The 24,475-nt window shown below is 73.7% G+C and carries 19 protein-coding genes, 3 tRNA genes and 2 pseudogenes; 12 read left to right on the top strand and 12 right to left on the bottom strand.

The features are described 5' to 3' along the window. Nucleotides 1-214: 214 nt before the first annotated feature. The 3 genes from ACZ60W_RS30815 to ACZ60W_RS30805 all read right to left on the bottom strand — a co-directional run bounded on the left by ACZ60W_RS30815 (nt 215) and on the right by ACZ60W_RS30805 (nt 607). A tRNA-Ile gene (locus ACZ60W_RS30815) sits at nt 215-291 on the bottom strand. 162 nt (nt 292-453) lie between these two features. After that, a tRNA-Asn gene (locus ACZ60W_RS30810) sits at nt 454-529 on the bottom strand. Nucleotides 530-534: 5 nt separating this feature from the next. Continuing rightward, a tRNA-Asn gene (locus ACZ60W_RS30805) sits at nt 535-607 on the bottom strand. 136 nt (nt 608-743) lie between these two features. Between ACZ60W_RS30805 and ACZ60W_RS30800 the strand changes: the two genes are divergently transcribed. From ACZ60W_RS30800 to ACZ60W_RS30785, 4 genes are all read left to right on the top strand, one after another. Continuing rightward, complete coding sequence (locus tag ACZ60W_RS30800; protein ID WP_469758679.1) at nt 744-1,055, top strand: YtxH domain-containing protein; 312 nt, start codon at nt 744-746, stop codon at nt 1,053-1,055. A 29-nt stretch (nt 1,056-1,084) separates the two neighbouring features. After that, entirely contained in the window at nt 1,085-2,524 is a 1,440-nt protein-coding gene (locus tag ACZ60W_RS30795) for an FGGY family carbohydrate kinase (RefSeq protein WP_469758678.1), read from the top strand. Nucleotides 2,525-2,623: 99 nt separating this feature from the next. Then, the gene (locus tag ACZ60W_RS30790) at nt 2,624-4,357 is read left to right on the top strand and encodes an ABC transporter ATP-binding protein (RefSeq protein WP_469758677.1); all 1,734 of its coding nucleotides are present in this window, start codon (nt 2,624-2,626) and stop codon (nt 4,355-4,357) included. Beyond that, nucleotides 4,357-6,282, top strand: coding sequence for an ABC transporter ATP-binding protein (locus ACZ60W_RS30785; protein ID WP_469758676.1), 1,926 nt, complete (start codon nt 4,357-4,359; stop codon nt 6,280-6,282). Before ACZ60W_RS30790 ends, ACZ60W_RS30785 begins: the two co-directional genes overlap by 1 nt. A gap of 56 nt (nt 6,283-6,338) precedes the next feature. Here the strand turns inward: ACZ60W_RS30785 and ACZ60W_RS30780 are convergent, their stop codons facing one another. The 5 genes from ACZ60W_RS30780 to ACZ60W_RS30760 form a co-directional block, all read right to left on the bottom strand. Then, the gene (locus ACZ60W_RS30780; protein ID WP_469758683.1) at nt 6,339-7,514 is read right to left on the bottom strand and encodes an RNA polymerase sigma factor; all 1,176 of its coding nucleotides are present in this window, start codon (nt 7,512-7,514) and stop codon (nt 6,339-6,341) included. Further along, complete coding sequence (gene dnaG / locus ACZ60W_RS30775) at nt 7,457-9,349, bottom strand: DNA primase (RefSeq protein ID WP_469758675.1); 1,893 nt, start codon at nt 9,347-9,349, stop codon at nt 7,457-7,459. Before dnaG ends, ACZ60W_RS30780 begins: the two co-directional genes overlap by 58 nt. A gap of 148 nt (nt 9,350-9,497) precedes the next feature. After that, entirely contained in the window at nt 9,498-10,757 is a 1,260-nt protein-coding gene (locus ACZ60W_RS30770) for an NAD(P)/FAD-dependent oxidoreductase (protein ID WP_469758674.1), read from the bottom strand. Between the two features lie 117 nt (nt 10,758-10,874). Then, the gene (locus tag ACZ60W_RS30765) at nt 10,875-12,194 is read right to left on the bottom strand and encodes a deoxyguanosinetriphosphate triphosphohydrolase (RefSeq protein ID WP_469758673.1); all 1,320 of its coding nucleotides are present in this window, start codon (nt 12,192-12,194) and stop codon (nt 10,875-10,877) included. A 35-nt stretch (nt 12,195-12,229) separates the two neighbouring features. Beyond that, nucleotides 12,230-13,045, bottom strand: a complete 816-nt coding sequence (locus ACZ60W_RS30760; protein WP_469758672.1) for a sirohydrochlorin chelatase — start codon at nt 13,043-13,045, stop codon at nt 12,230-12,232. Between the two features lie 429 nt (nt 13,046-13,474). On the opposite strand from ACZ60W_RS30760, the gene ACZ60W_RS30755 reads away from it, so the two are divergent. Continuing rightward, nucleotides 13,475-14,308, top strand: coding sequence for a class II glutamine amidotransferase (locus tag ACZ60W_RS30755; RefSeq protein WP_469758671.1), 834 nt, complete (start codon nt 13,475-13,477; stop codon nt 14,306-14,308). A gap of 22 nt (nt 14,309-14,330) precedes the next feature. On the opposite strand, the gene ACZ60W_RS30750 is transcribed toward ACZ60W_RS30755, so the two are convergent. Further along, nucleotides 14,331-15,032 carry a hypothetical protein gene (locus tag ACZ60W_RS30750; protein ID WP_469758670.1) on the bottom strand — a complete coding sequence of 234 codons (702 nt, stop codon included), beginning with the start codon at nt 15,030-15,032 and terminating at the stop codon, nt 14,331-14,333. A gap of 75 nt (nt 15,033-15,107) precedes the next feature. On the opposite strand from ACZ60W_RS30750, the gene ACZ60W_RS30745 reads away from it, so the two are divergent. The 3 genes from ACZ60W_RS30745 to ACZ60W_RS30735 all read left to right on the top strand — a co-directional run bounded on the left by ACZ60W_RS30745 (nt 15,108) and on the right by ACZ60W_RS30735 (nt 18,736). Then, entirely contained in the window at nt 15,108-15,830 is a 723-nt protein-coding gene (locus ACZ60W_RS30745; RefSeq protein ID WP_469758669.1) for an aquaporin, read from the top strand. Nucleotides 15,831-15,868: 38 nt separating this feature from the next. Beyond that, the gene (locus tag ACZ60W_RS30740; protein WP_469758668.1) at nt 15,869-16,582 is read left to right on the top strand and encodes a SanA/YdcF family protein; all 714 of its coding nucleotides are present in this window, start codon (nt 15,869-15,871) and stop codon (nt 16,580-16,582) included. A gap of 72 nt (nt 16,583-16,654) precedes the next feature. Continuing rightward, a complete protein-coding gene (locus tag ACZ60W_RS30735) occupies nt 16,655-18,736 on the top strand; it encodes a molybdopterin oxidoreductase family protein (RefSeq protein WP_469758667.1) in 2,082 nt (693 codons plus the stop codon). Between the two features lie 99 nt (nt 18,737-18,835). On the opposite strand, the pseudogene cutA reads toward ACZ60W_RS30735, so the two are convergent. The 3 genes and pseudogenes from cutA to ACZ60W_RS30720 all read right to left on the bottom strand — a co-directional run. Continuing rightward, nucleotides 18,836-19,537 (bottom strand): annotated as a pseudogene (gene cutA / locus ACZ60W_RS30730) (divalent cation tolerance protein CutA); the annotation flags it as partial. Between the two features lie 17 nt (nt 19,538-19,554). Beyond that, nucleotides 19,555-19,993, bottom strand: a pseudogene (locus ACZ60W_RS30725) (ATP-binding cassette domain-containing protein); the annotation flags it as partial. Between the two features lie 95 nt (nt 19,994-20,088). Next, complete coding sequence (locus tag ACZ60W_RS30720) at nt 20,089-20,703, bottom strand: NADPH-dependent FMN reductase (RefSeq protein ID WP_469758666.1); 615 nt, start codon at nt 20,701-20,703, stop codon at nt 20,089-20,091. Between the two features lie 79 nt (nt 20,704-20,782). Here ACZ60W_RS30720 and ACZ60W_RS30715 point away from each other — a divergent pair, with 79 nt between their 5' ends. The 4 genes from ACZ60W_RS30715 to ACZ60W_RS30700 all read left to right on the top strand — a co-directional run bounded on the left by ACZ60W_RS30715 (nt 20,783) and on the right by ACZ60W_RS30700 (nt 24,450). Then, on the top strand, nt 20,783-21,544 hold the full coding sequence (locus ACZ60W_RS30715) for an aminotransferase class IV (RefSeq protein ID WP_469758665.1): 762 nt from the start codon (nt 20,783-20,785) through the stop codon (nt 21,542-21,544). Nucleotides 21,545-21,568: 24 nt separating this feature from the next. Next, nucleotides 21,569-23,278 (top strand): right-handed parallel beta-helix repeat-containing protein, encoded by a 1,710-nt coding sequence (locus ACZ60W_RS30710; RefSeq protein ID WP_469758664.1) that lies wholly within the window; start codon nt 21,569-21,571, stop codon nt 23,276-23,278. Next, nucleotides 23,275-23,682 (top strand): hypothetical protein, encoded by a 408-nt coding sequence (locus ACZ60W_RS30705; protein ID WP_469758663.1) that lies wholly within the window; start codon nt 23,275-23,277, stop codon nt 23,680-23,682. Before ACZ60W_RS30710 ends, ACZ60W_RS30705 begins: the two co-directional genes overlap by 4 nt. 255 nt (nt 23,683-23,937) lie before the next feature. Then, nucleotides 23,938-24,450 carry a hypothetical protein gene (locus ACZ60W_RS30700; RefSeq protein WP_469758662.1) on the top strand — a complete coding sequence of 171 codons (513 nt, stop codon included), beginning with the start codon at nt 23,938-23,940 and terminating at the stop codon, nt 24,448-24,450. Nucleotides 24,451-24,475: the final 25 nt, after the last annotated feature.

The raw sequence follows: 24,475 nt of genomic DNA, 5'->3' as shown, positions 1-24,475 counted from the left end.
ACTCAACGAGAACCCCCACCCACACCCCCCCCCCCCCCCCCCCCCCCCCTCCCCCCCCCCCCCCCCCCCCCCCCCCCCCCCCCCCCCCGCGGCCGTACGTGCGATGTGGTGCGTCCGGGTGACCTCGGCGTGTCGCGCCGACGCGGCAACCCGGTCCGCGTGCACGGTGGAGGTGACCGCCGGGAGGTAAAACCTTCCTGCGTCCACGATCCCGTGGTGGGGCGGGTGGGACTCGAACCCACGGCCGACGGATTATGAGTCCGCTGCTCTAACCGGCTGAGCTACCGCCCCGAACGGTGAGGCGCGTACATGTGTGCGCGCCTTCTGCCGCAGCATAGCCGCTCATACGATCTCCTGCTCCGGAAGATCGGCTCTGCCGACCATGAAGACAGCGCGGGGCGACGCGTGGTTCCCGGGAACGCGAAAAAGGACCCCGAAGGGTCCTCTTCCAGGTGGCTCCCCCGGCTGGACTCGAACCAGCAACCCTCCGGTTAACAGCCGAATGCTCTGCCAATTGAGCTACAGGGGATCGCGCTCCCCCGACTGGACTCGAACCAGTAACCTGCCGGTTAACAGCCGGCTGCTCTGCCAATTGAGCTACAGGGGATTGCTGCGTTGCACCGAACGTACCCAGTCCGGCTGAACCGGGAGGGCGCTCGTTCGCTGCGAGACATACATTAGCGCAAGCAGGGGGGTGCTCCGCCAATCGGTATCCCCAGGACCTCCAGGGAAGGATCGCAGCCGTGCGGTACAAGCTGACCTTCGTCGTGGGCCTCGCCCTCGGTTACGTGGTGGGTACGCGGGCAGGACGCGAGCGCTACGAGCAGATGAAGAAGTCCGCGAAGGACTTCTCGCGGAACCCGGCCGTCCGCAACGCCGCCGAGTCGGCCGCGCAGACGGGACGCCAGGCCGCGGGCAAGGCGGCGCACCTGGTGGGCGACAAGGTCGGCGACCGGCTGCCGTCCTCGGTCACCGACCGGGTGCCGTCGCTGCGTGGACGCGGCCGGTCGAACGGCCGGGTCGACGAGGACGACTGGGGCACCAGCAACACCTGAGGGGCCCGCGTGCGGCAGAATCATGTGTCATGGGGATAGTCGCCGGACTGGACAGCTCTGCTGAGTTCACACGCATCGTCGTCTGTGACACGGACACGGGTGCCGTACTGCGCCAGGGGTACGCACCCCATCCCGGTGAACCGAAGGCCGTGGACGTCGATCCGCAGTCCTGGCTGCTCTCCCTCGGGGAGGCCGCCACCGGCGGGATCCTGGAGGGCGTGGAGGCCATCGGCGTCTCCGCGCAGCAGCACGGGCTCGTGCCGCTCGACGCGCAGGGCGGTCTGGTGCGGCCCGCGCTCGTCCGCAACGACAAGCGGGCCCAGGTGGCCGCCGCCGACCTCGTCGAGTCCCTGGGCGGGCGCCAGGCGTGGGCCGAGGCCGTCGGCTCCGTGCCCGGCCCCGGGCAGGCCGTCGCCAAGCTGCGCTGGCTGGCCAGGACCGAGCCCGACCACGCCCGCCGGGTCGCGATGATCCTCCAGCCGCACGACTGGCTGGTCTGGCAGCTGCTGGGCCGGCCCGCCCGCCGCACCACCGACCGCGGCGCCGCCTCCGGCACCGGCTACTGGTCGGCCCGCACCGGCTCCTACCGCCCCGACCTGGTGGAACTGGCCCTCGGCCACCAGGCCGTGCTGCCCGAGGTCCTCGGTCCGGCCGAGGCGGCCGGCACCACCCCCGAGGGGCTGCTGATCTCCGCCGGCACCGGCGAGACGATGGCCGCCGCCCTCGGCCTCGGCCTGGGGCTCGGCGACGCGGTCGTCTCGCTCGGCGCCTCCGGTTCCGTGATGGCCGTCCACCACGAGGCCCTCGCCGACCCCGGCGGCATGATCACCTCGTTCGCCGACGCCACCGGGATGCACCTGCCCGTGGTCCACACCTCCAACGCGGTGCGGGCGCTGCGCGGCACCGCCGAGATGCTCGGCACCGAGTCCCTCGAAGAGCTCTCCGCGCTGGCCATGAAGTCGACCCCGGGCGCCTCCGGCCTCGTCCTGCTGCCCTATCTGGAGGGCGAGCGGACCCCGAACCTCCCGCACACCGCGGGCACGCTCTGCGGACTGCGGCGCGAGTCGATGAAGCCCGAGCACCTGGCCCGGGCGGCGTTCGAGGGGATGATCTGCGCGCTGGGCGACGCGCTGGACGTGCTGCGCGGGCGGGGCGTCGAGGTACGGCGGATCTTCCTGCTCGGCGCGGCGGGCGCGCTGCCGGCCGTGCAGGCGCTGGCGCCGGCCCTGCTCGGCGCCCAGGTCGTCGTCCCCCAGCCGGCCGACTACGCGGCGCTCGGCGCGGCCCGGCAGGCCGCCTGGGCGCTCGGGGCGGCCCGCGGCACGCTGTCGCCGGCCACTCCCCCGGCGTGGCAGGGCGCGGCCGCGCAGGTCCTGGAGCCGGGCGACGAGCTGGCGGCGGGACAGGCGGTGCGGCAGCAGTACGTGGCGACCCGGGAGCAGATCCACCCGGGCGCGTTCGGCGCGTAGGGGCTCCGCGGACGCGGTTCGTAAAGTCTTCCCCAGGGCTTGCCGCGGACCCCGAAACGGAGTCGTAACGCCTCGGGGCCGCGGGCGATAGTAGGAGCCGTGCTCATAAGACTTCTCCGAACCCACCTGCGGCCCTACCGAAAACCCATCGCGCTGCTCGTCCTGCTCCAGTTCCTGCAGACCTGCGCGAGCCTCTACCTGCCGACCCTGAACGCCGACATCATCGACAACGGTGTCGTGAACGGGGACACCGGCTACATCCTGCGGTTCGGCGCGCTGATGATCGGCGTCTCCGTCGTGCAGGTCGTCTGCAACATCGGGGCCGTGTACCACGGCGCCCGCACGGCGTCCGCGCTCGGCCGCGACGTGCGCGGCGCGGTCTTCGACCGGGTGCAGTCCTTCTCCGCGCGGGAGCTCGGCCACTTCGGCGCGCCGTCGCTGATCACCCGTACGACCAATGACGTGCAGCAGGTCCAGATGCTGGTCCTGATGGGCTTCACCCTGATGGTGTCGGCGCCGATCATGTGCGTCGGAGGCATCGTGATGGCCCTGGGCCAGGACGTGCCGCTCTCCGCCGTGCTGCTCGCGGTGGTCCCGGTCCTCGCCGTCTCGGTCTCGCTGATCGTGCGGCGGATGCGGCCCCTGTTCCGCACCATGCAGGTGCGGCTGGACACCGTGAACCGGGTGCTGCGCGAGCAGATCACCGGCAACCGGGTCATCCGCGCCTTCGTGAAGGACGGGTACGAGGAGGAGCGCTTCCGCGGGGCCAACGCCGAGCTGACGGACGTGTCGATGTCGACCGGCCGGCTGATGGCGCTGATGTTCCCCGTCGTGATGACCGTGGTGAACATCTCCAGCGTGGCCGTCGTGTGGTTCGGCGCGCACCGCATCGACAGCGGCGGGATGGAGATCGGCGCGCTGACCGCCTTCCTCGCCTATCTGATGCAGATCGTGATGGCCGTGATGATGGCCACCTTCATGTTCATGATGGTGCCGCGGGCCGAGGTGTGCGCCGAGCGCATCGAGGAGGTCCTCTCGACCGAGTCCAGCGTCGTGCCGCCGGCCGAGCCGGTGACGACGCTCGACCGGCGCGGCCACCTGGAGGTCAGGAACGCGGACTTCCGCTATCCGGGGGCGGAGGAGCCGGTCCTCACGGACGTGGCCCTGGTCGCCCGGCCCGGCGAGACCACCGCGATCATCGGCTCGACCGGCAGCGGCAAGTCCACCCTCCTCGGCCTCGTCCCCCGCCTCTTCGACGCCACCGGAGGACAGGTCCTCGTCGACGGTGTCGACGTCCGCACCCTCGACCCGGCACTCATGGCCCGCACCGTCGGCCTCGTCCCCCAGAAGCCCTACCTCTTCTCCGGCACCGTCGCCACCAACCTCCGCTACGGCCGCCCCGACGCCACCGACGAAGAACTCTGGCACGCCCTCGACGTCGCCCAGGCAGCCGACTTCGTGCGGCAGCTGGAGGCCGGGCTGAACGCCCCGATCGCACAGGGCGGCACCAACGTGTCCGGCGGCCAGCGGCAGCGGCTCGCGATCGCGCGGACGCTGGTGCAGCGGCCGGAGATCTACCTCTTCGACGACTCCTTCTCCGCGCTCGACTACGAGACGGACGCGCTGCTCCGCGGCGCGCTGGCCCGCGAGACGGCGGACTCGACCGTGGTGATCGTCGCCCAGCGCGTCTCCACCATCCGGGACGCCGACCGGATCGTCGTCCTCGACGAGGGCCGCGTCGTCGGCACCGGACGGCACCGGGAGCTGATGGAGGACAACGAGACGTACCGGGAGATCGTGCTCTCCCAGCTGACCGAGGCGGAGGCAGCCTGATGGCCGGTCCTGGTGGACGCATGATGGCCGGTGGCGGCCCCGACCAGCGGTCGATGGACTTCAAGGGCTCGGGCAAGCGGCTGCTGCGGCAGCTGGCCCCCGAGCGCGGACCCCTGTGGGTGATGCTCTTCGCCGGCGTGCTGTCGGTGGCGGCCTCCGTGGTCGGCCCGAAGATCCTCGGCAGGGCGACCGACCTCGTCTTCGCGGGCGTCGTCGGGCGGCAGATCGAGAGCGGGACGAAGGCGGAGGCGCTCGCGCACCTCCGCGCCGCCGGTGACGACGGCATGGCGGACATGCTGTCCGGGGTCGACTTCACCCCGGGCCGGGGCATCGACTTCTCCGCCGTCGGCGAGGTGCTGCTCGTGGTCCTCGCGGTGTACGTGGCGGCGGGCCTGCTCATGCTGGTCTCGACCCGCATGTCGATCAAGGTGATCAACCGCACGGTCTACCGGATGCGGGAGGACGTCCAGACGAAGCTGGCGCGGCTGCCCCTGTCGTACTTCGACCGGGCCAAGCGCGGCGAGGTGCTGTCCCGGGCGACCAACGACATCGACAACATCTCGCAGACGCTCCAGCAGTCGATGGGACAGCTGGTCAACTCGCTGCTCACCATCGTCGGCGTGCTCGGCATGATGTTCTGGATCTCGCCGCTGCTCGCCCTGGTGGCGCTGGTGACGGTGCCGGTGTCGGTCTTCGTGGCGGCGAGGATCGGCAAGCGTTCGCAGCCGCACTTCGTCCAGCAGTGGAAGTCCACCGGCACGCTCAACGCGCACGTGGAGGAGATGTACACCGGGCACGCCCTGGTGAAGGTCTTCGGCCGGCAGGAGGAGTCCGCGAACGACTTCCGCGAGCAGAACGAGGCCCTGTACGAGGCCGGGTTCAAGGCGCAGTTCAACAGCGGCGTGATGCAGCCGGTGATGCTCTTCGTCTCCAACCTCAACTACGTCCTGGTGGCCGTCGTCGGCGGTCTGAAGGTGGCGAGCGGCACGCTCTCCATCGGTGACGTCCAGGCGTTCATCCAGTACTCGCGCCAGTTCTCCATGCCGCTGACGCAGGTCGCGTCGATGGCGAACCTGGTGCAGTCGGGCGTGGCCTCGGCCGAGCGGATCTTCGAGCTGCTCGACGCCGAGGAGCAGGCTCCGGACGCGCCGCGCAGCGAGAAGCCGGCCGACCTCAAGGGCAAGGTCGCCCTGGAGGACGTGTCCTTCCGCTACGAGGCCGACAAGCCGCTCATCGAGGACCTGTCGCTCACCGTCGAGCCCGGCCAGACGGTCGCGATCGTCGGCCCCACCGGCGCCGGCAAGACGACCCTGGTGAACCTGCTCATGCGGTTCTACGAGGTGACCGGCGGCCGGATCACCCTCGACGGGGTCGACGTCGCGCGGATGACCCGCGAGGAGCTGCGGGCCGGCATCGGCATGGTCCTCCAGGACACCTGGCTCTTCGGCGGCACCATCGCGGAGAACATCGCGTACGGCGCCACCCGCGAGGTGACGCGGGAGGAGATCGAGGAGGCCGCGCGGGCCGCGCACGCCGACCGCTTCGTCCGCACCCTGCCCGACGGCTACGACACGGTCATCGACGACGACGGGGCGGGGGTCAGCGCGGGCGAGAAGCAGCTGATCACCATCGCCCGGGCGTTCCTGTCCGACCCGGTGATCCTCGTCCTCGACGAGGCCACCAGCTCCGTCGACACCCGCACCGAGGTGCTCATCCAGAAGGCGATGGCCCGGCTCGCCCACGGCCGCACCTCGTTCGTGATCGCGCACCGGCTCTCCACGATCCGGGACGCCGACGTCATCCTCGTGATGGAGAGCGGCTCGATCGTCGAACAGGGCACCCACACCGAGCTGCTGGCGGCCGGGGGCACCTACGCCCGGCTGTACGCGGCGCAGTTCGCCCAGGCGGTGGCGGAGGTCGACTGATCCGGCCCGGCCCGTGGCCCGTGCCGCACCCCGTGCGGCACGGGCCGCGGGACCGACTAGTCGAGGTAGCCGCGCAGTTGGTCGGCGTAGGCGTGGTCGCGGAGCTTGGTGAGGGTCTTGGACTCGATCTGGCGGATGCGTTCGCGGGTCACGCCGAAGATGCGGCCTATCTCCTCCAGGGTGCGGGGCCGGCCGTCGTCGAGCCCGTAGCGGAGCTGGACGACCTTGCGCTCGCGCTCGCCGAGGGTGGAGAGGACGTCCTCCAGGTGGCGGCGGAGCAGCAGGAAGGCGGCGGACTCGACGGGTGAGGCGGCGTCGCCGTCCTCGATGAGGTCGCCGAGGGCGACGTCCTCCTCCTCGCCGACGGGGGCGTGCAGGGAGACCGGCTCCTGGGCGAGGCGGAGGACCTCTCCGACGCGTTCGGGGGCCACGTCGAGCTGGGCGGCGACCTCCTCGGCGGTGGGCTCGTAGCCGCGCTCCTGGAGCATGCGTCGCTGGACGCGGATGACGCGGTTGATGAGTTCGACGACGTGCACGGGGACGCGGATGGTCCGGGCCTGGTCGGCGAGGGCGCGGGACATGGCCTGGCGGATCCACCAGGTGGCGTAGGTGGAGAACTTGTAGCCGCGGGCGTAGTCGAACTTCTCGACGGCCCTGATGAGTCCGAGGTTCCCCTCCTGGACGAGGTCGAGCATGGTGAGGCCGCGGCCGACGTACCGCTTGGCGACGGAGACGACGAGACGGAGGTTGGCCTCGATCAGCTTCCGTTTGGCGATCCTGCCGAGGACGACGATCCGGTCGAGGTCGCCGGCGAGCCGGGAGTCCAGGTCGGGCGTGTTGGCGAGCTTCTCCTCGGCGAAGAGTCCGGCCTCGACGCGGCGGGCGAGTTCGACCTCCTCCTCCGCGCTGAGCAGCGGGATGCGGCCGATCTCGCGGAGGTACTGGCGGAAGAGGTCGGATGAGGGCCCGTTGCCGCCGGAGTCGGTCCGGCGCCGCTGGACCGGGATCTCGGGGAGTTCGGCCTGCTCGTCCGGTTCGGTGGTCTGGATCTCGGTCTGCACGGCGGGCGACCTCCAGGTGGGGCGGAACGGCACCGTCACCCAGTGTGGGGTACGACACATCGCCGCCACGAGGGGCGTGCGGTGACTTTTTGAGTCCGGACCGTGACCGAGGGTCAGAGTGCGGCGGCGCCGTTGTTCCGGAGGGACTGGCCGTACTGGGTGAGCACCCAGAGCTCGTTCTGGACGGCGGAGAGCTGTTCGGGGTCGCCGTGGGCGCCGAGCCGGGCGAGGGTGCCCTGGACGTCGCGGATGCGGCGGTCGACGGCGCGGAGCCGGACGGTGACGAGCTGGTCCCCGGCGTACGCCTCGTCGACGGTCTTGGCGAAGATCGTCTCGACGGCCAGTTCGGTGACGAGGGCGCGGACGGTGTCGTTGGGGGCGGCCTCGCGGACGGTGGCGAGGTAGTCGGACGGGGCGCCGGTGGCGCCGCCCGCGTCCTGGACGCACTGGCGGACGGCGGCGTACGGCGGGGCGGTGAACTCGTCGATGCCGTACGCGTCGAAGGCCGGGGAGACCAGTTCGGGGCGCTGGAGGGCGAGCTTGAGGAGTTCGCGCTCGGTGCGGTGCGCGGGGCTGCGCAGGTTGAGCGCGGGCCCGGAGGGGACGGCGGCGGGGGCCGGGGTGTCGTAGCCGCGCTGCGGGGCCGGCTGCGGCGCGGGGCCCTTGCCGCCGCGGTCGCGGGCCCAGCGGGCGAGCTGGGCGACCCGCTTGACGACGAACTGGGTGTCGAGGATGCCGAGCATGCCGGCGAGCTGGACGGCGACCTCGTGCTGGGCGCCGATGTTCTTGATCCGGGCGACGACGGGGGCGGCCTCGTCGAGGGCGGCGGCGCGGCCGGCGGGGGTCTCCAGGTCGTAGCGCTTCACGATCTGGCGGAGGGCGAACTCGAAGAGCGGGGTGCGCGGCTGGACGAGTTCGGCGACGGCCGCGTCGCCCTTGGCGAGCCGGAGTTCGCAGGGGTCCATGCCGTCGGGGGCGATGGCGATGTAGGTCTCGGCGGCGAACTTCTGGTCGTCCTCGAAGGCGCGGAGGGCGGCCTTCTGGCCGGCGGCGTCGCCGTCGAAGGTGAAGATCACCCGGGCCGAGCCGTTGTCCATGAGGAGGCGCCGGAGGATCTTGATGTGGTCGCCGCCGAAGGCGGTGCCGCAGGTGGCGATGGCGGTGGTGACGCCGGCGAGGTGGCAGGCCATGACGTCGGTGTAGCCCTCGACGACGACGGCCCGGCTGACCTTGGCGATGTCCTTCTTCGCCAGGTCGATGCCGTAGAGCACCTGGGACTTCTTGTAGATCGGCGTCTCGGGGGTGTTGAGGTACTTGGGGCCGTTGTCGTCGTCGCGGAGCTTGCGCGCGCCGAAGCCGACGACCTCGCCGCCGACGTCCCTGATGGGCCACATGAGGCGGCCGCGGAAGCGGTCGATGGGGCCGCGGCGGCCGTCCTGGGAGAGGCCGGAGAGGATCAGCTCCTTGTCGGAGAAGCCCTTGCCGCGCAGGAAGCGGGTGAGGTGGTCCCAGCCGGCCGGGGAGTACCCGACGCCGAAGTGCTCGGCGGCGGCCTGGTCGAAGCCGCGCTCGGCGAGGAACGCGCGGCCGATCTCGGCCTCGGCCGAGCCGAGTTGGTCGATGTAGAACTGGGCGGCGACCTTGTGCGCCTCGACGAGGCGGATGCGCTCCCCGCGCTGGTGGCCGGGGTTGTAGCCGCCCTCCTCGTACCGCAGGGTGATGCCGGCCTTCGCGGCGAGCCGCTCCACGGTCTCCGAGAAGGAGAGGTGGTCGATCTTCATCACGAAGGCGATGGTGTCCCCGCCCTCCTGGCAGCCGAAGCAGTGGAAGAGTCCCTTGCCGGGGCTGACCTGGAAGGAGGGCGACTTCTCGTCGTGGAAGGGGCAGAGTCCCTTGAGGTTCCCGCCGCCCGCGTTGCGCAGCTGGAGGTACTCGGACACGACGGCGTCGATCGGGACCGCGTCCCGTACCGCCTTCACGTCGTCATCGTTGATCCTGCCTGCCACGCATGAAGTGTACGGGGGTCCGGGGGTCGCCCCCGAGAGCCCGCGGCCGGGGGTCCGGGGGTCGCCCCCGAGAGCCCGCGGCCGGGGGTCCGGGGGGCCGGCCCTCCCGCCGTCCCGGCGGTGGCGGGGACGGCGGGGGCGGCGGGGGTCAGAGGAGGGACTCCAGGGGGACGGAGGGGTCGGCGAGGGCCTCGGGATCCACGGCCGTACGGGCCCGGATGAGGTCCTGGACGGGGCCTGTGACGTCCCACACGTTCACGTTCATGCCGGCCAGGACCCGGCCCTCCTTCAGCCAGAAGGCGATGAACTCGCGCTTTCCGGTGTCGCCGCGGACCACCACCTGGTCGTAGCTGCCGGGGGGCGCCCAGCCCGAGTACTCCATGCCCAGGTCGTACTGGTCGGAGAAGAAGTACGGGACGCGGTCGTACGAGACGTGCTGTCCGAGCATGGCGCGGGCGGCGGCCGGGCCGCCGTTCAGGGCGTTGGCCCAGTGCTCGACGCGGAGCCGGGTGTGCAGGCGGGGGTGGAGGGCGGCGGCCACGTCCCCGGCCGCGTAGATGTCGGGGTCGGAGGTGCGCAGCGACTCGTCGACGGCGATGCCGCCGCCGTCGGCGCGGTCGACGAGGGCGAGCCCGGAGTTCTCGGCGAGGACGGTGCGGGGGGCGGCGCCGATCGCGGCGAGGACGGCGTGCGCCGGGTGCTCCTCGCCGTCGTCGGTGCGGACGGCGAGGACCATGCCGTCCTGGCCGACGATCTCGGTGAGCCGGGCCCCGAAGTGGAAGCGGACGCCGTGGTCGGTGTGCAGGTCGGCGAAGAGCTGTCCGAGCTCGGGGCCGAGGACCCGGTGGAGCGGGGTGGGGTCGGCCTCGACGACGGTGACCTCGGCGCCGTAGCCGCGGGCCGCGGCGGCGACCTCCAGGCCGATCCAGCCGCCGCCGGCGATCACCAGGTGGCCGTTGTCGCGGCCGAGGCCGGCGAGGACCTGGCGGAGCCGGTCGGCGTGGGCCAGCCGGCGCAGGTGGTGGACGCCGGCGAGTTCGGTGCCGGGGACGTCGAGGCGGCGGGGCTCGGCGCCGGTGGCGAGGAGCAGCTTGTCGTAGCGGATGACGGTGCCGTCGCCGAGGCGCACGGTGCGGGCCTCGCGGTCGACGGCGGTGACGGACTGGCCCAGGTGCAGCTCGACGTCGTTCGCCGCGTACCAGGCGGCGTCGTGGACGAAGACGCCGTCGCGCTCCTTGGCGCCGGTGAGGTAGCCCTTCGAGAGGGGTGGGCGCTCGTAGGGGTGGTCGCGTTCGTCGCCGATGAGGATCACCCGGCCGTTGAACCCCTCGGCGCGCAGGGTCTCCGCCGCTTTGGCCCCTGCCAGGCCCCCGCCGACGATGACAAAGGTCTGATCTGCGTCGACCACGTCGTTTCCTCCTCTTTGCGACCGCTTCCAACCTACGCCCCAGGGCGTTCGTCGGGCCGTTCCGGCTCGGGGCGTGCATGCGAGCGTCCCGCACGGAGGGGGGTGAGGGAAGAGGACCTACGCGGCGTGGCGGTGCAGCCGGGCGTGGAGGGCGCGGGCGGAGGCGTCGGTCAGGTTGGCGATCTGGTCGATGATGACGCGCTTGCGGGCCCGGTCGTCGGGGGCGGTGTCGAAGGCGGCGCGGAACTGGGGTTCGAGGCCGTCGGGGGCGCGGGCGACGAGGGCCTCGGCGAGTTCGGCGACGACGACACGCTGGTCGGCGCGGAGGGCCTCCTGTTCGGCGCGCTGCATCACGTACCGGTCGGCGACGGCCTTGAGGACCGCGCACTCGTTGCGCGCCTCGCGGGGGACGACGAGTTCGGCGCCGTAGCGGGTGAGGCGGCCGGTCCCGTACCTGCCGCGGGTGGCTCCCTCGGCGGCGAGGCAGAAGCGGCCGATGAGCTGGCTGGTGGCGTCCTTCAGCCGGGCCTGGGCGACGGCCGAGCCGTCGTAGCCGTGCGGCCACCACTCCTGGTCGACGAGCCGGTCGAGGGCCTCGGCGAGCTCTTCGGGGTCGGTGTCCGCCGGGACGTAGCGGCCGAGGGCGACGGCGAAGACGTCGGCGCGCTCGGGTTCGGCGAGGAGGAGGTTGGGGTCGATGTGGCCGGCGTGCAGGCCGTCCTCGAAGTCGTGGACCGAGTAGGCCACGTCGTCGGACCAGTCCATGACCTGGGCCTCGAAGCAGGTGCGGTGGGCGGGGGCGTCCTGCCGGATCCAGGCGAAGACGGGCAGGTCGTCCTCGTACACGCCGAACTTGGGCGAGCCGGGGTCCGCGGGGTGGGCGCCGCGCGTCCAGGGGTACTTGGTGGCGGCGTCGAGGGCGGCGCGGGTGAGGTTGAGGCCGACGCTGACGAGCTCGCCGTCGGCGTCCTTGACGAAGCGCTTGGGCTCGATGCGGGTGAGGAGGCGGAGCGACTGGGCGTTGCCCTCGAAGCCGCCGCAGTCCTCGGCGACGTCGTTGAGCGCCTGCTCGCCGTTGTGCCCGAACGGCGGGTGGCCCATGTCGTGGGAGAGGCAGGCGGCTTCGACGAGGTCGGGGTCGCAGCCGAGGGCGGCGCCCAGCTCCCGGCCGACCTGCGCGCACTCCAGGGAGTGGGTGAGGCGGGTGCGGGGGCTGGCGTCCCAGGCGTGGCTGCGGGTACCGGGGGTGACGACCTGGGTCTTCCCGGCGAGCCTGCGGAGGGCGGCGGAGTGCAGGACGCGGGCCCGGTCGCGCTGGAAGGCGGTGCGGCCGGGGCGTTTGTCCGGCTCGGGGGCCCATCGTCCGGTCGCGGCGGAGTCGTAGCCCGGGGTGTCGGTGGTGGTGTCCTGTCCTGGGGTGTCCGTGGTGCCTTCCATGCGTCGACGGTAACCGGAGGGACCGACAGAAGCGCTCAGATGGAGGCGAGTTCCCGCGTGGGGGTGGTGGTGCGGGGCGGGCGGGCGCGGTCGTAGCGGTGCAGGACGAGACGGGCCAGGGCCGGGTGGGCGCCGAGCGGGTCGGCGGCGATCCAGGGGGCGTGGGCGGCGGCGCGGGTGGCGAAGAGGCCGGGGGCGGTGAAGCAGGAGGCGACGGCGACCCGGTGGCGGCCGCGGGCGGTCAGGGCGCGCACGGCCTCGGCGACGGTGGGCGTGGCGGCGGAGGCGTACGCGGGGACGACGGGGACGCCGCCGAGGCGCTCGCCGAGCAGGGCGGCGATCCGGCGGGTCTCGGCTCCCGACCGGGGGTCGCGGGAGCCGGCCGAGGCCAGGACGACGCCGGTGGCGGCGGAGCGGCCGTCCTCGGGCGTCCAGCCCGCCTCGGCGAGCCGGCCCGCCAGCGCCTCGACCAGCAGCGGGTGCGCGCCGAGCGGTGCGGCGACCCGGGCCCGGAGGGCGGGCGCGGCGGCGACGGCGGCCGGCAGGTCGTGGGTCACGTGGTGGCCGGGGGCGAGGAGCAGCGGGACGAGGACGGCCTCCCGGCCCTCGTCCGCGAGCCGCCCCAGGGTGTCGTCGAGCAGCGGCGCGTTCAGCTCGATGTGGGCGAGCCGGACGTCGAGGCCGGGCCGCAGTTCGCGGACCCGGTCGAGGAGGCGGCCGAGCGTGGCCCGGGCCCGCGGGTCGCGGCTGCCGTGACCGACGGCGACCAGGGTGGGAGCGGGTGCGGCCGGGGCGGCGGCGGCGCGGGCGGGCCCGGGGCGGGTCCGTGCGGGGTGGGCGGGGACGTGCATGGGTGGGCCTGCCTCCTCGTCGTGCTTCTCTGTCGCCGCGGGTGTCGCGGGCGTCCGATGACGGCCGTGCTTCCCGGACGTCCGGGGTGTCTCCGGTACCTCTGGCTTCCGTTGCGGACGGCCGTACGGACGCACCTGGGCCAGTTGGTCCGCGAGCTGTCCGGCGATCCTGCCGAGCAACCCGGCGGTGTCGGCGAACGTGCTGTCCGGCTCCGTCATGCGCCGATCCTTCCGGGGGCGCGTTGCCTCGCCGTTTCGGACGCGTGACGTGTCTTTGCCGCCGCCTCACGTGGCCGGGCCGGCGTCTGCCAGCCCGGTCCCGCGGGGTGCGCAGGTGTGGCATCCGGCGGGGAGGGCACCCAGAATGGGAGGGCCGGACGGGGCGCGTGACGGCGTCCGCGGGGCCGGCAGGGATCCAGGTGATCACGCATGTGCCGCTGGCTCGCGTACTGGGGTACGCCGGTGCTGCTCGACACCATCCTGTACCGGCCGGCCCACTCCCTGATCGACCAGAGCCTGCACGCGAAGCTCGGGGTGGAGACCACCAACGGCGACGGGTTCGGCGTCGGCTGGTACTCGGCGGAGAACTCCACGCCCGCGCTGCTGAGGGACGTCGGGCCGGCCTGGAACAACCGCAATCTGCGGGAGCTGGCGGACCACGTGCGGTCGCCGCTGTTCTTCGCCCACATCCGGGCGTCGACGGGGTCGGCCGTGCAGCAGTCGAACTGCCACCCGTTCCGGCACGGCCGCTGGATGTTCATGCACAACGGCGCCATCGACGGGTTCCCGCTGATGCGCCGCGACCTCGCGATGCTCGTGGATCCCGGGCTCTACGCGGACATCGAGGGGACGACGGACTCCGAGCTGATGTTCTACCTGGCGCTGACCTTCGGGCTCGACCGGGATCCGCCGACGGCCGTGGCCGCGATGGCGGGCGTCGTGGAGCGGGTCGGCCGGGCGCACGGGGTCGAGCATCCCCTCCAGATGACGCTGGCCCTCACCGACGGCGAGCGGGTCTGGGCCTTCCGCTACTCCACCGCGCGGGCGTCGCGTTCGCTGTTCTACAGCAGCCGGGTGGAGGCGCTGCGCAGGCTCCACCCCGACCTCGGGTTCCTGGAGCACGTGTCCGGGGAGACCCGGCTCGTCGTCTCCGAGCCGCTGGGCGACCTGCCCGGGGCGTGGAACGAGGTGCCGGAGAACAGCTACGGGGTCGTGCAGCCCGGGGCGGACGAACTGCACCGGTTCGCGCCCGCGGCGGTGTGAGCCGCCGCGGGCGACCGGAGCGCTACGCGTCCAGCCAGACCCGGAGGGGGCCCGTCGTGGTGAAGCCGGCCGCGAGGGCGGCGGTCAGGTCGTCGCCGGACTCGTAGCCGACGACGGGGCGGTCGGCGGGGGCGGCGGCCAGGGCGGCCGCCCACGCGAGGGAGGGGTCGGTGTCGCCGGTGGTGAAGAGGTTGGAGACGCCGGTGACGCGCTCTCCCAGGCTGAGGACGGCGCCGCCGAGGATCCGGCCGTCGACCGCGTGCACGGCGACGACGAGGGTGTCCGGGTCGTCGAGCAGTCCGGGGCGGAAGAGGGCCGCCTCCTCGGCGTCGCCGTCGCTCCAGGCGAGGGCCCAGGCGGCGAGTTCCGCCGGGGTGCGGACGGGGCGGTGGCCGGCCGTGAGCGGGAGGCCGGACAGTCCGGCGGGGCGGTGGATCCACTGGGCCTCGAAGAGGAGGCGGAAGCCCTCGGCGGCCAGGTCGAGGCGGGCGAAGCTGTCCTTGACGGAGGCTCCGGGGGTGCTGCGGTCGATGCCGGTGAGGACGTCCTCGGCCGTGGCGTCCTCGGTGAGGGTGACGGCGTCGGGGTAGTAGAGCGGGGTCCGGCCGCCGTTGGTCCAGGCGCGGGGGCCGAAGGTGCCGGGCAGGCCGTGGGCGCGGCACATGGTCTGGCACCAGGCGGCGTTGTTGCGGACGGCTTCCCCGAGGACATCACTGACGATCATGAGCGGATCGTACGGGCGGGCGCCCCTTCCCCTCCCCTCTTTTTTCATTCCGAATCACGGAATATCTTTTCCACTATGAGAATGTCCCCGCCCGCGCTCCCCCGGCGCGCCGCCGCCGAGTTCATCGGCACCGCCGCCCTCGTCGCCGTCGTCGTCGGCTCCGGCATCCGCGCCGACTCCCTGAGCCAGGACATCGGCGTCCGGCTGCTCGCCAACGCCGCCGCGTCCGCGCTCGGCCTCGGCCTGCTCATCGCCCTGATCGGCCCGCTCTCCGGAGCCCACTTCAACCCCGTCGTGACGCTCTCCGAGTGGTGGTCGAGGCGCCCCGAGCGCGGCGGGCGCGAGGCCCTCGCCTACATCGCCGCCCAGCTGGCCGGCGCCGTCGCCGGGGCCGTCCTCGCCGAGGCCATGTTCGGGCGGGCGCCCGGCGCGTGGGCCACCGAGCCGCGCTCGGCGCTGCACCTGCTGCTCGGGGAGGCGGTCGCCACGGCGGGGCTCGTGCTGGTGGTCCAGGGCCTGCGCCACATCGGCCGCCCCGGGCTCGCACCCCTCGCCGTCGCGGGCTACATCGGCGCCGCGATCTGGTTCACCTCCTCCGGTTCCTTCGCCAATCCGGCGGCCACCCTCGGCCGCGCGTTCTCCGACTCGTTCACCGGCATCGCGCCCGCGTCGGTGCCCGCCTACGCCGTCGCCCAGCTGTGCGGGATGCTGCTCGGCCTGGTCCTGGCCGGTGTGCTGTACGGAACACACCGGGCGCCGGGCGAACCGAACGCCGCCGAGCCGCGTCGGACGGGGTGACAGCCCCTCACCGACCGCACTCCCCCGGAGGTTCCCGCATGCCGGCACGGCTCACCCGGTTCTTCCCCCGCACCACCCGGGCCCGCCGCCGCACCGTCCAGGCCGTGATGCTGGGCGCCGTCCTGGCGCTCCTGCCCGTCACCTGGATGCACACCGCAGCCGCCGGGAAGCTCCGTACCACCGCCGACGTGCCCGCCCGCGACGTCGCCGTCGTCTTCGGCGCCGGCCTGTGGAAGGGACGCCCCACCCCGTACCTCGCGCACCGGCTCGACGCCGCCGCCGAGCTGTACCGGACCGGCAAGGTGCGGGTCCTGCTCGTCACCGGCGACAACAGCAGGACCGCATACGACGAGCCGAGCGCCATGCGCGCCTACCTCACCGCGCGCGGGGTGCCGGACGGCCGGATCGTCAGCGACTACGCGGGCTTCGACACCTGGGACTCCTGCGTCCGCGCCCGCAGGGTCTTCGGGGTGGACCGCGCCGTCCTCGTCACCCAGGACTTCCACATCAAGCGGGCCGTCGCCCTCTGCGGGCGGGCCGGCGTCGACGCGTACGGCGTCGGGGTCCCCGAACCCCACGACGTCACCTGGTACTACGGCACCACCAGGGAGCTCTTCGCGGCCGGCAAGGCCGCCCTCGACGCGGGCCTGCGCCCCGACCCGCGCTTCCTCGGCCCCACCGAGAAGGGCGTCACGGAGGCGCTCGCCGCCGCCCGGGCCGAGGCGCCGGCCTCACCCCGCGGCCGGCCGTGAACGGAGCGGAGAGCACCGCGCCCGTAATACGCGGCGCCGCCCCGCGTAACACGGCGGACCCATGCTGGCCGCATGCCCGACGCCACCACGGTCCCCACCCACTGCCCCTACTGCGCCCTGCAGTGCGGCATGTCGCTCCGCCCCACCGGCGCCCCGGAGCTGCCCGCCGAGGTGGTCGAGCGGACCGACTTCCCCGTCAACCGGGGCGCGCTGTGCGGCAAGGGCCGCACCGCCCCCTCCGTACTCTCCTCCCGGGTCCGGCTCACCGAGCCCCTGGTCCGATGCCCTGACACGGGGGCCCTGCGGCCCGCGACCTGGGAGGAGGCGCTCGCCGCCGTCGCCGACGGGCTGCGCCGGACCCGCGCCGACCACGGTCCCGATGCCGTGGGGGTCTTCGGAGGCGGCGGTCTCACCAACGAGAAGGCCTACACCCTGGGCAAGTTCGCCCGGCTCGTGCTCGGCACCTCGCAGATCGACTACAACGGCCGCTTCTGCATGTCGTCCGCGGCCGCCGCCCACCAGCGGGCCTTCGGCCTCGACCGGGGACTCCCCTTCCCGCTGGAGGACGTCCCGCGGACGGGATGCGTGATCCTCGTCGGCTCCAACCTCGCCGAGACGATGCCGCCCGCCCTGCGCTACCTCACCGAACTCCGGGAGAACGGCGGCAAGCTGATCGTCGTCGACCCGCGCCGCACCCGCACCGCCGAACAGGCCGACCTGCACCTCGCCCCGCGCCCCGGCACCGACCTGGCGCTCGCGCTCGGCATGCTCCACCTGGTGGTGGCCGAGGGCCGGGTCGACGAGACCTTCGTCCAGGAGCGCACCGACGGCTGGGCCGCGGCCCGCGCCGGGGCGATGGCCCACTGGCCCGAACAGGTCGAGCGCATCACCGGGGTGTCCGTGCCGCGGCTGCGCGAGGCCGTCGCGATGTTCTGCGACGCCGAGAACGCCATGGTCCTGACCGCGCGCGGCCCCGAGCAGCAGTCCAAGGGCACCGACACCGTCGGCGCCTGGATCAACCTCTGCCTCGCCACCGGCCGGGCCGGCCGGCCGCTCAGCGGCTACGGCTGCCTCACCGGCCAGGGCAACGGCCAGGGCGGGCGCGAGCACGGCCAGAAGGCCGACCAGCTCCCCGGCTACCGCAAGCTCGACGACCCCTCCGCCCGCGCGCACGTCGCCGGGGTCTGGGGCGTCCCGCCCGAGTCGCTGCCGGGCCCCGGCCGGAGCGCCTACGAGCTCCTCGACGCGCTCGGCGGCGACGTGAGGGCGCTGCTGCTGATGGGCTCCAACCCGGTCGTCTCCGCGCCCCGCGCCGCGCACGTCGAGGGGCGGCTGCGGTCGCTGGACTTCCTCGCCGTCGCCGACGTCGTGCTCTCCGAGACCGCCGAAATCGCCGACGTGGTCCTGCCCGTGACGCAGTGGGCCGAGGAGACCGGCACCATGACGAACCTGGAGGGCCGGGTGCTGCTGCGCCGCCGCGCCCTCACCCCGCCCGCGGGCGTCCGGAGCGATCTGGAGGTGCTGCACGCGCTGGCCGGGCTGCTCGGCTGGGAGAAGGGCTTCCCGGCCGACCCCGAGGAGGTCTTCGAGGAGCTGCGCCGCGCCTCGGCGGGCGGTCCCGCCGACTACGCGGGCATCAGCTACCGCCGCATCGAGGAGGAGCAGGGCGTCTTCTGGCCCTGCCCGGACGAGGGTCACGCGGGCAGCCCGCGGCTCTTCCTCGACCGGTTCGCGACCCCCGACGGACGGGCCCGCTTCGTGCCGGTGGTGCACCGGGCGGCGGCCGAGGAGACGGACGCCGAGTACCCGGTGGTCCTCACCACCGGCCGGGTCGTGTCCCAGTACCAGTCCGGGGCCCAGACCCGGCGGGTCGACGAGCTGAACGCGGCGGCGCCCGGCCCCTTCGTGGAGCTCCACCCGCGGCTCGCCGAGCGGCTCGGGGTGGCCGAGGGCGAGCGGCTCGCGGTGGTCTCGCGGCGCGGGCGGGCCGTCGCCCCGGCGCGGATCACGGCGTCGATCCGGCCGGACACCGTCTTCATGCCGTTCCACTGGGCGGGCGAGGGCCGGGCGAACACCCTGGTGAACCCGGCGCTGGACCCGGTCTCCCGGATGCCGGAGTTCAAGGTGTGCGCGGTGCGCCTGGAGCGGGCGTGACGTCGGCTAGGGCCTGTCGTCACCATCCCCTCGTTGCCCGAAGGGCGGCCCTGCGGCGTGCCAGGCGTCGCGGGGCAGGGGGGATGGTGACGACAGGCCCTAGCGGTCGAACCAGTCGCCGCTCTCGATGACGGGGCCGAGGGGCGCGTCCGGCGCCGCCAGGAAGACCCAGGCGGAGACCCGGGCGCCGTCCCGCGCCCGGACGACGTCCTTGGCGACCCGCTCGTAGCCGACGGGCAGTTCGAGGCGGTCGAGGAGGCCGAAGAGTTCGCCGTAGGCGCCCTCGGCGGGGGTGAGCAGGGTGCCGACCACCTCGCCGCGCTCGGCCGGGACGACATAGGGATAGCCGGGTCCGTCGTGCAGGACCGCTCCGTGCAGCACGGCGTCCGCCTCGCCGCCGATCCGGCCGGCGAGGAACCGGTCGTGGTTGTACGCGCCCGGGCGCAGCGTCCCGTAGACGAAGAACGGCAGCTCGTCGCCGGCGTGCGCGAGCTCCTCGGCCGGCGCCGTCGCCGAGGTCTCCCGCTCGACCCAGCGGGCGTACCCCTCGGCGACCCGGGTCACCCGGGTGGCGACGATCTCGGGCGTCTCGTAGTCGTGGGCGGCGAGGAGGTGCGCCTCCAGGAGCGGGTAGCGGGCCTCGGTGGTCTTGAGAACCACCTGCCACTCCTCGGCGGTCTCGATCGCGTTCCGCCAGTGGTAGACGGAGGTGACGGGGCCGGTGACCTGCGCGCAGGCGGCGAGCCGGGCCTCGACGGCGCCGCGCGCCAGGGCGTCGGCCTTGGCGCGCGTGTCGATGGTGGTGGTGACGGTGACGATCACGTCTCCACCGTACGGGCGAACGGGGCCGCGTGCAGCCGGGCGTAGGCGCCCCCGGCGGCGCGGAGTTCCTCGTGGCCGCCCTGCTCGGCGATCGACCCGTCCTCCCTGACCGGGATCGTGTCGGCGTCCCGGATCGTGGAGAGCCGGTGGGCCACGACGAAGCTGGCGGCCGGCCCGCAGTGAGGCCACGGCCTGCTGGACGCGGAGTTCGGTGCGGGTGTCGACGGAGCCGGTGGCCTCGTCGAGGACGAGGATCACCGGGTCGGAGAGGAAGGCGCGGGCGAGGGTGACCAGCTGTTCCTCTCCGGCGCTCAGGCCGCCGCCGTCCTCGTCGAGGACGGTGTCGTCGCCGTCGGGGAGGGTGCGGACGAAGCGGTCGGCGCGCGCGGCCTCGACGATCCGCTCGCGGGAGACCTCGCCGGGCACTCCGTAGGCGTCCGGACGAGCTGGAGGGCGACCGGCAGGGCGAGGAGGGGGGCGTGGGGCCTGAGGCGGGGGGCGAGGAGCCGCAGCAGCATGGCGGGGTGTCCTCACGAGCCGTACGGGCGGACGGACTTGGCGTTCCTCAGGGCGTGGCCCCACCAGCCGAGCTGGTCGAGGAGGACCTTGGCCGCGCCGTCGGCGGCGGCCGGGTCCCGGTGCTCGCCCCGGTCGTCGAACTGGCCGTGGGCGTGGTGGAAGGAGACGGTGTCGCGGACGGTCACGGCGTGCATCTCGGCGAAGACCTGACGGAGTTGTTCGACGGCGCGCAGTCCGCCGGAGATGCCGCCGTAGGAGACGAAGCCGACGGGCTTGGCCTGCCACTCGGTGTAGTGGCGGTCGATGAGGTTCTTGAGGGAGGCGGGGAAGGAGTGGTTGTACTCGGGGGTGAGGACGACGAAGGCGTCGGCCTCGGCCAGCCGCGGGGAGATGGTGGCGAGCGCGGCGCGGACCTCCGGGGAGGGGTTCGGGGAGAGGGAGGTCGGGAGGTCGGTCCCGGCGAGGTCGACGACGGTCACGGTGAAGTCCTCGCGCTCGGCGAGCCGGGAGCGGAACCAGTCGGCGACGACGGGCCCGAAGCGGCCTTCGCGGTCGCTGGCGACGATCAGGGCGAGGGTCAGGGGGGCCGGCGCGGCGGCGGGCGCGGTGGTGTCGGTGAGGTCCATGCGGATGATCGTGGTACCTCAAGTTTGGTTGAGGTCAAGCGCTCTCCCGGGGCCGTTTTCCGGCACGTACGGTGAGGGCATGACGACTCCGCCCGCGCACATCGAGATCGACGGCGCCCCGGTGGCCGACCCGGAGGTGCTGGCCGCCGTCATGACGGGCTTCGGCCACTTCACGGCGATGCAGGTGCGGGACGGCCGGGTGAAGGGGCTCGACCGGCACCTGGCCCGCCTCGACCGCGCGAACCGCGAGCTCTTCGGCCGGGGGCTCGACGGCGGGGAGGTCCGCGCCCTGGCCACCGGGGCGCTGGAGCGGGCCGGGCAGCGCGACGCCTCGCTGCGGGTGTACGCCTACCCGGGCGTCCGCGTCGCGGTGACCGTCGCCGCGCCCGCCCCGGACGGCCCCGGCGCGCCTCAGCGGCTGGCCTCCGTCGCGTACTGGCGCCCCGCCCCGCACATCAAGCACCTGGGCGGCTTCGGCCAGAGCTACCACCGCGAGGCGGCCGTGCGCGCCGGCTTCGACGAGGCCGTGCTGACCTCCCCGCAGGGCGAGATCGCCGAGGGGGCCATCACCAACATCGCCTTCTGGGACGGAACTTCGCTGGTCTGGCCGTCCGCGCCCTGCCTGGCGGGCATCGCCATGTCCCTGCTGGCGGCCCGGCTGCCGTCGGTGCGGCGTCCGGTCCACCTGGCCGACGTCGCGGGCTACCGGGCCGCGCTCGTCACCAACTCCCGTTCCCTCGCGCCTGTCACGGGGATCGACGAGTTCGTCCTCCCGGTGGACGAGGAGCTCATGGGGCGGGTGTACTCGGCGTACGACTCCGTGGAGTGGGACGCGCTGTAGGACGAGGACGGTCGGGGGATCGGCATGGTCGTGAGGTACGTCGTCTCACCGGGTGGGGGCCGCAGGGCCCACCACGCCGTCTCGGCGGCGCTGGAGGCGGCGGCCCGGCGGGGCCGGCCCGCGCTGATCGAGATCGCGCCCGGACGGTACGAGGAGACGCTCGTCGTCCGCGGCGAGGTCTCGCTGGTCGCCGCCGAGGGCCCGGGGACGGTCGTGGTCGGCCCCCACCGGGGCGCCGCCCTGGAGGCGAGCGGACAGGTCCGGGTCCACGGGCTCACCCTGGTCGGCCGCGACGCGGACGCCGTCTCCTGCCCGGCGGGCACCCTGACGCTGGAGCACACCGCGATCCGGGCGACGGGAGGCGTCGCCCTGCACGCCGGGCCGCACGCCTCCGTCACCCTGCGGGACAGCGCGGTCGCGCACGGCCGGACGCTGTTCTCCGGGGCGACGGGGCTCGTCGAGCGGTGCCGCTTCACCGGCGCCGCGGACAACGCGGTCGCCGTCGTCGCCGGCGCGCGCGTCCGGGTCGGCGCCAGCAGGATCGAGGGCAGCCGGATCCACGGCCTGCGGGTCAGCGACGCGCAGGCGGAGGTCGTCGGCTGCGAGCTCACCGGCACCGGGCGGGCCGCGCTCATGGCGGACACCGGCGCGCACCTGACGGTGGCGGACTGCGCGATCACCGCCGTGCACGCGGAGGGGATCATGTTCATCGAGCAGTCCCGGGGCTCCGTCGACCGCACGCGCGTCACCGACGCGCGGCACGGGATCGCGGCGGCGAGCGGGGCGGATCCGGTGGTGCGCGGCTGCGTCCTCGCCGGCTGCCGGGACACCGGCATCAACGTCCAGACCGACGCCAGGGGGCGGTTCGAGGACTGCGAGGTCCTCGACGCGGGGAACGTCGCGGTGTTCGCCACCGACGGCGGCGCGCCGGAGGTGCACGGCTGCCGGGTCACCCGGGGGAACGTCGGGATCGCGGTGACCGCGGGCGCCCGGGGCCGGTTCGTCCACAGCACGGTCGAGGACCTGACGGGCAGCGCGCTGCGGGTCTGGGACGGGTCCCGGGGCGTGTTCGAGCACCTGCGCGTGGAGCGCTGCCCGACCGGCCTGGACACCCGGGGCGACGGCGGCACCACCGCCGACCTCGCCGACACGGCGTTCCGCGACTTCCGTCTGCCCGCGGTGACGGCCGCCGGACAGTCGCGGGTGACCCTGCGGCGCGTGACGGCCGAGCGCGGCCCGGTCGGCTTCGGCGTGGCCGAGGACGCCCAGCTCTTCGTGTACGACTGCGACGTCCGCGCGGTGACCGGCGGCGGGGTCGGGGGGATCGGCAACGGCCGGCTCCTCGCCCGGAACCTCACCGTCACCGGCTCCGAGGGGGTCGGGATCTCCGCCAAGGACTCCGCCCACCTGGACGTCGAGCGGAGCGACTTCGCCGACTGCGCGGTCGCCGGGGCGGTCTTCCAGGAGGAGAGCAGCGGACGCCTCGCGGAGTGCTCGGTGAGCGGGGAGCGGGGCGCGGCGGTCGTGCACAACGGCCGGGTCGACCTGGTCGGGCTGCGCTCGGCGCTCCGGGTGGTCCACCGGACCGAGCCGCCGGCCGCAGCGGCCCCGACGATCGTCAACCGTTTCCTCGGACCGGTGATCCACGGGGACGTCCACGACGCCCAGTTCGCCTGGGACAACGACCACGTCAGCCAGCATCTGCGGACCGAAGGAGACGACTCTTCCCGATGAACGAGCCCCAGGACACCCCCCGTGACGGCGGACCGGTCTTCCACGGCGCCGTCTCCCACTCCCAGTTCGCCTGGAACAACGAGACCGTCACCCAGAACCAGCGGGCCGACGGCGGCGTCGCGCCCGGGTACGAGGAGCTCGCCGAGCGGGTGGGCGACATCCTCCGCCGGCTCCCCGGGGCCGGGCTGGCGGAGCAGGACCGCCAGGACGCCCAGGAGGCGGCCGAGGAGGTACTGGCGGAGATCACGGGGCCTGAGCCCGTGGAGCCGGGCCGGCTGCGGCGCGCGCTGGCCGGCCTGCGGGGCGTCCTCGCCCCGGTGGCCACCGGGGTGGTGGCCGGCACGGCGGCGGGGACGCAGGAGTGGGCCGTGGCGGCGATCGGCGGGCTGACCGGGACCGGCTAGCGGGCGCGGGCGTCCGGCGGCTGCGGGTCACCCGTTCGGCACGGCGTGTCCGCCGTCACCTCGAAAAGGGCCCTGAGCTGCGGAAACGAGCGGGCTCCAGTCGACACGCCGTATCGGACGGAGTAATCCTGACGCTCCATCAGCAGGCGGGCGGCGCGGCGCGGCCTTTATCTCGGTCACAGAAGGTCCGATGCCGGGATGTCCCTCCCGGGAGGACCGCCCGGCATGACCGCTCGCGCGCCCCGGAGGATCCCCATGCGCACCACTGCCCGCCTGTTCACCGGTACCGCGCTGACGGTCCTCGCACTCGGGGTGTTCGCCGCCCCCGGAGCGTACGCGAACAACGACGGCTCCGAGTCTCTGGAGATCTACCCGTCGACCGCGTCGCCCGGCACCACCGTCACCGTCAACACCCTCGCCTGCGGCAAGCACGGGCACGGGGTCGGTGACGCGAACTCGCTCGGCGCGGGCGAGTTCCAGCTGAACCCGAGCACGCACAAGGAGGTCGTGGTCGGGCAGTTCAGGGTGCCGGAGCACGTCAAGGCCGGCTCGTACTGGATCGGCGTGGCCTGCGACAACGGCAAGACGGCCCGGGGCGACCTGATCGTCAAGCACCGGAGCCCGAGCGGGCACGTACAGACCGGTGTCGGGGGCAGTGTGGGCCCCGACACCGCCCAGGTCACGGCGGGCGCGGCGGTGCTGGCCGCGGCTGCCGTCGGCGGTGCCCTGCTCCTGCGTCGCCGGGCGAGCGGCGCGCGGGGGCACTGAGAGCACCGCCCGCCCTGCCCCCGCC

The sequence above is a fragment of the Streptomyces sp. NPDC104202 genome, assembly GCF_055584185.1.
Note: the sequence above shows the minus strand (reverse complement) of the source record. Positions and strands in the feature narration are given on the sequence as shown.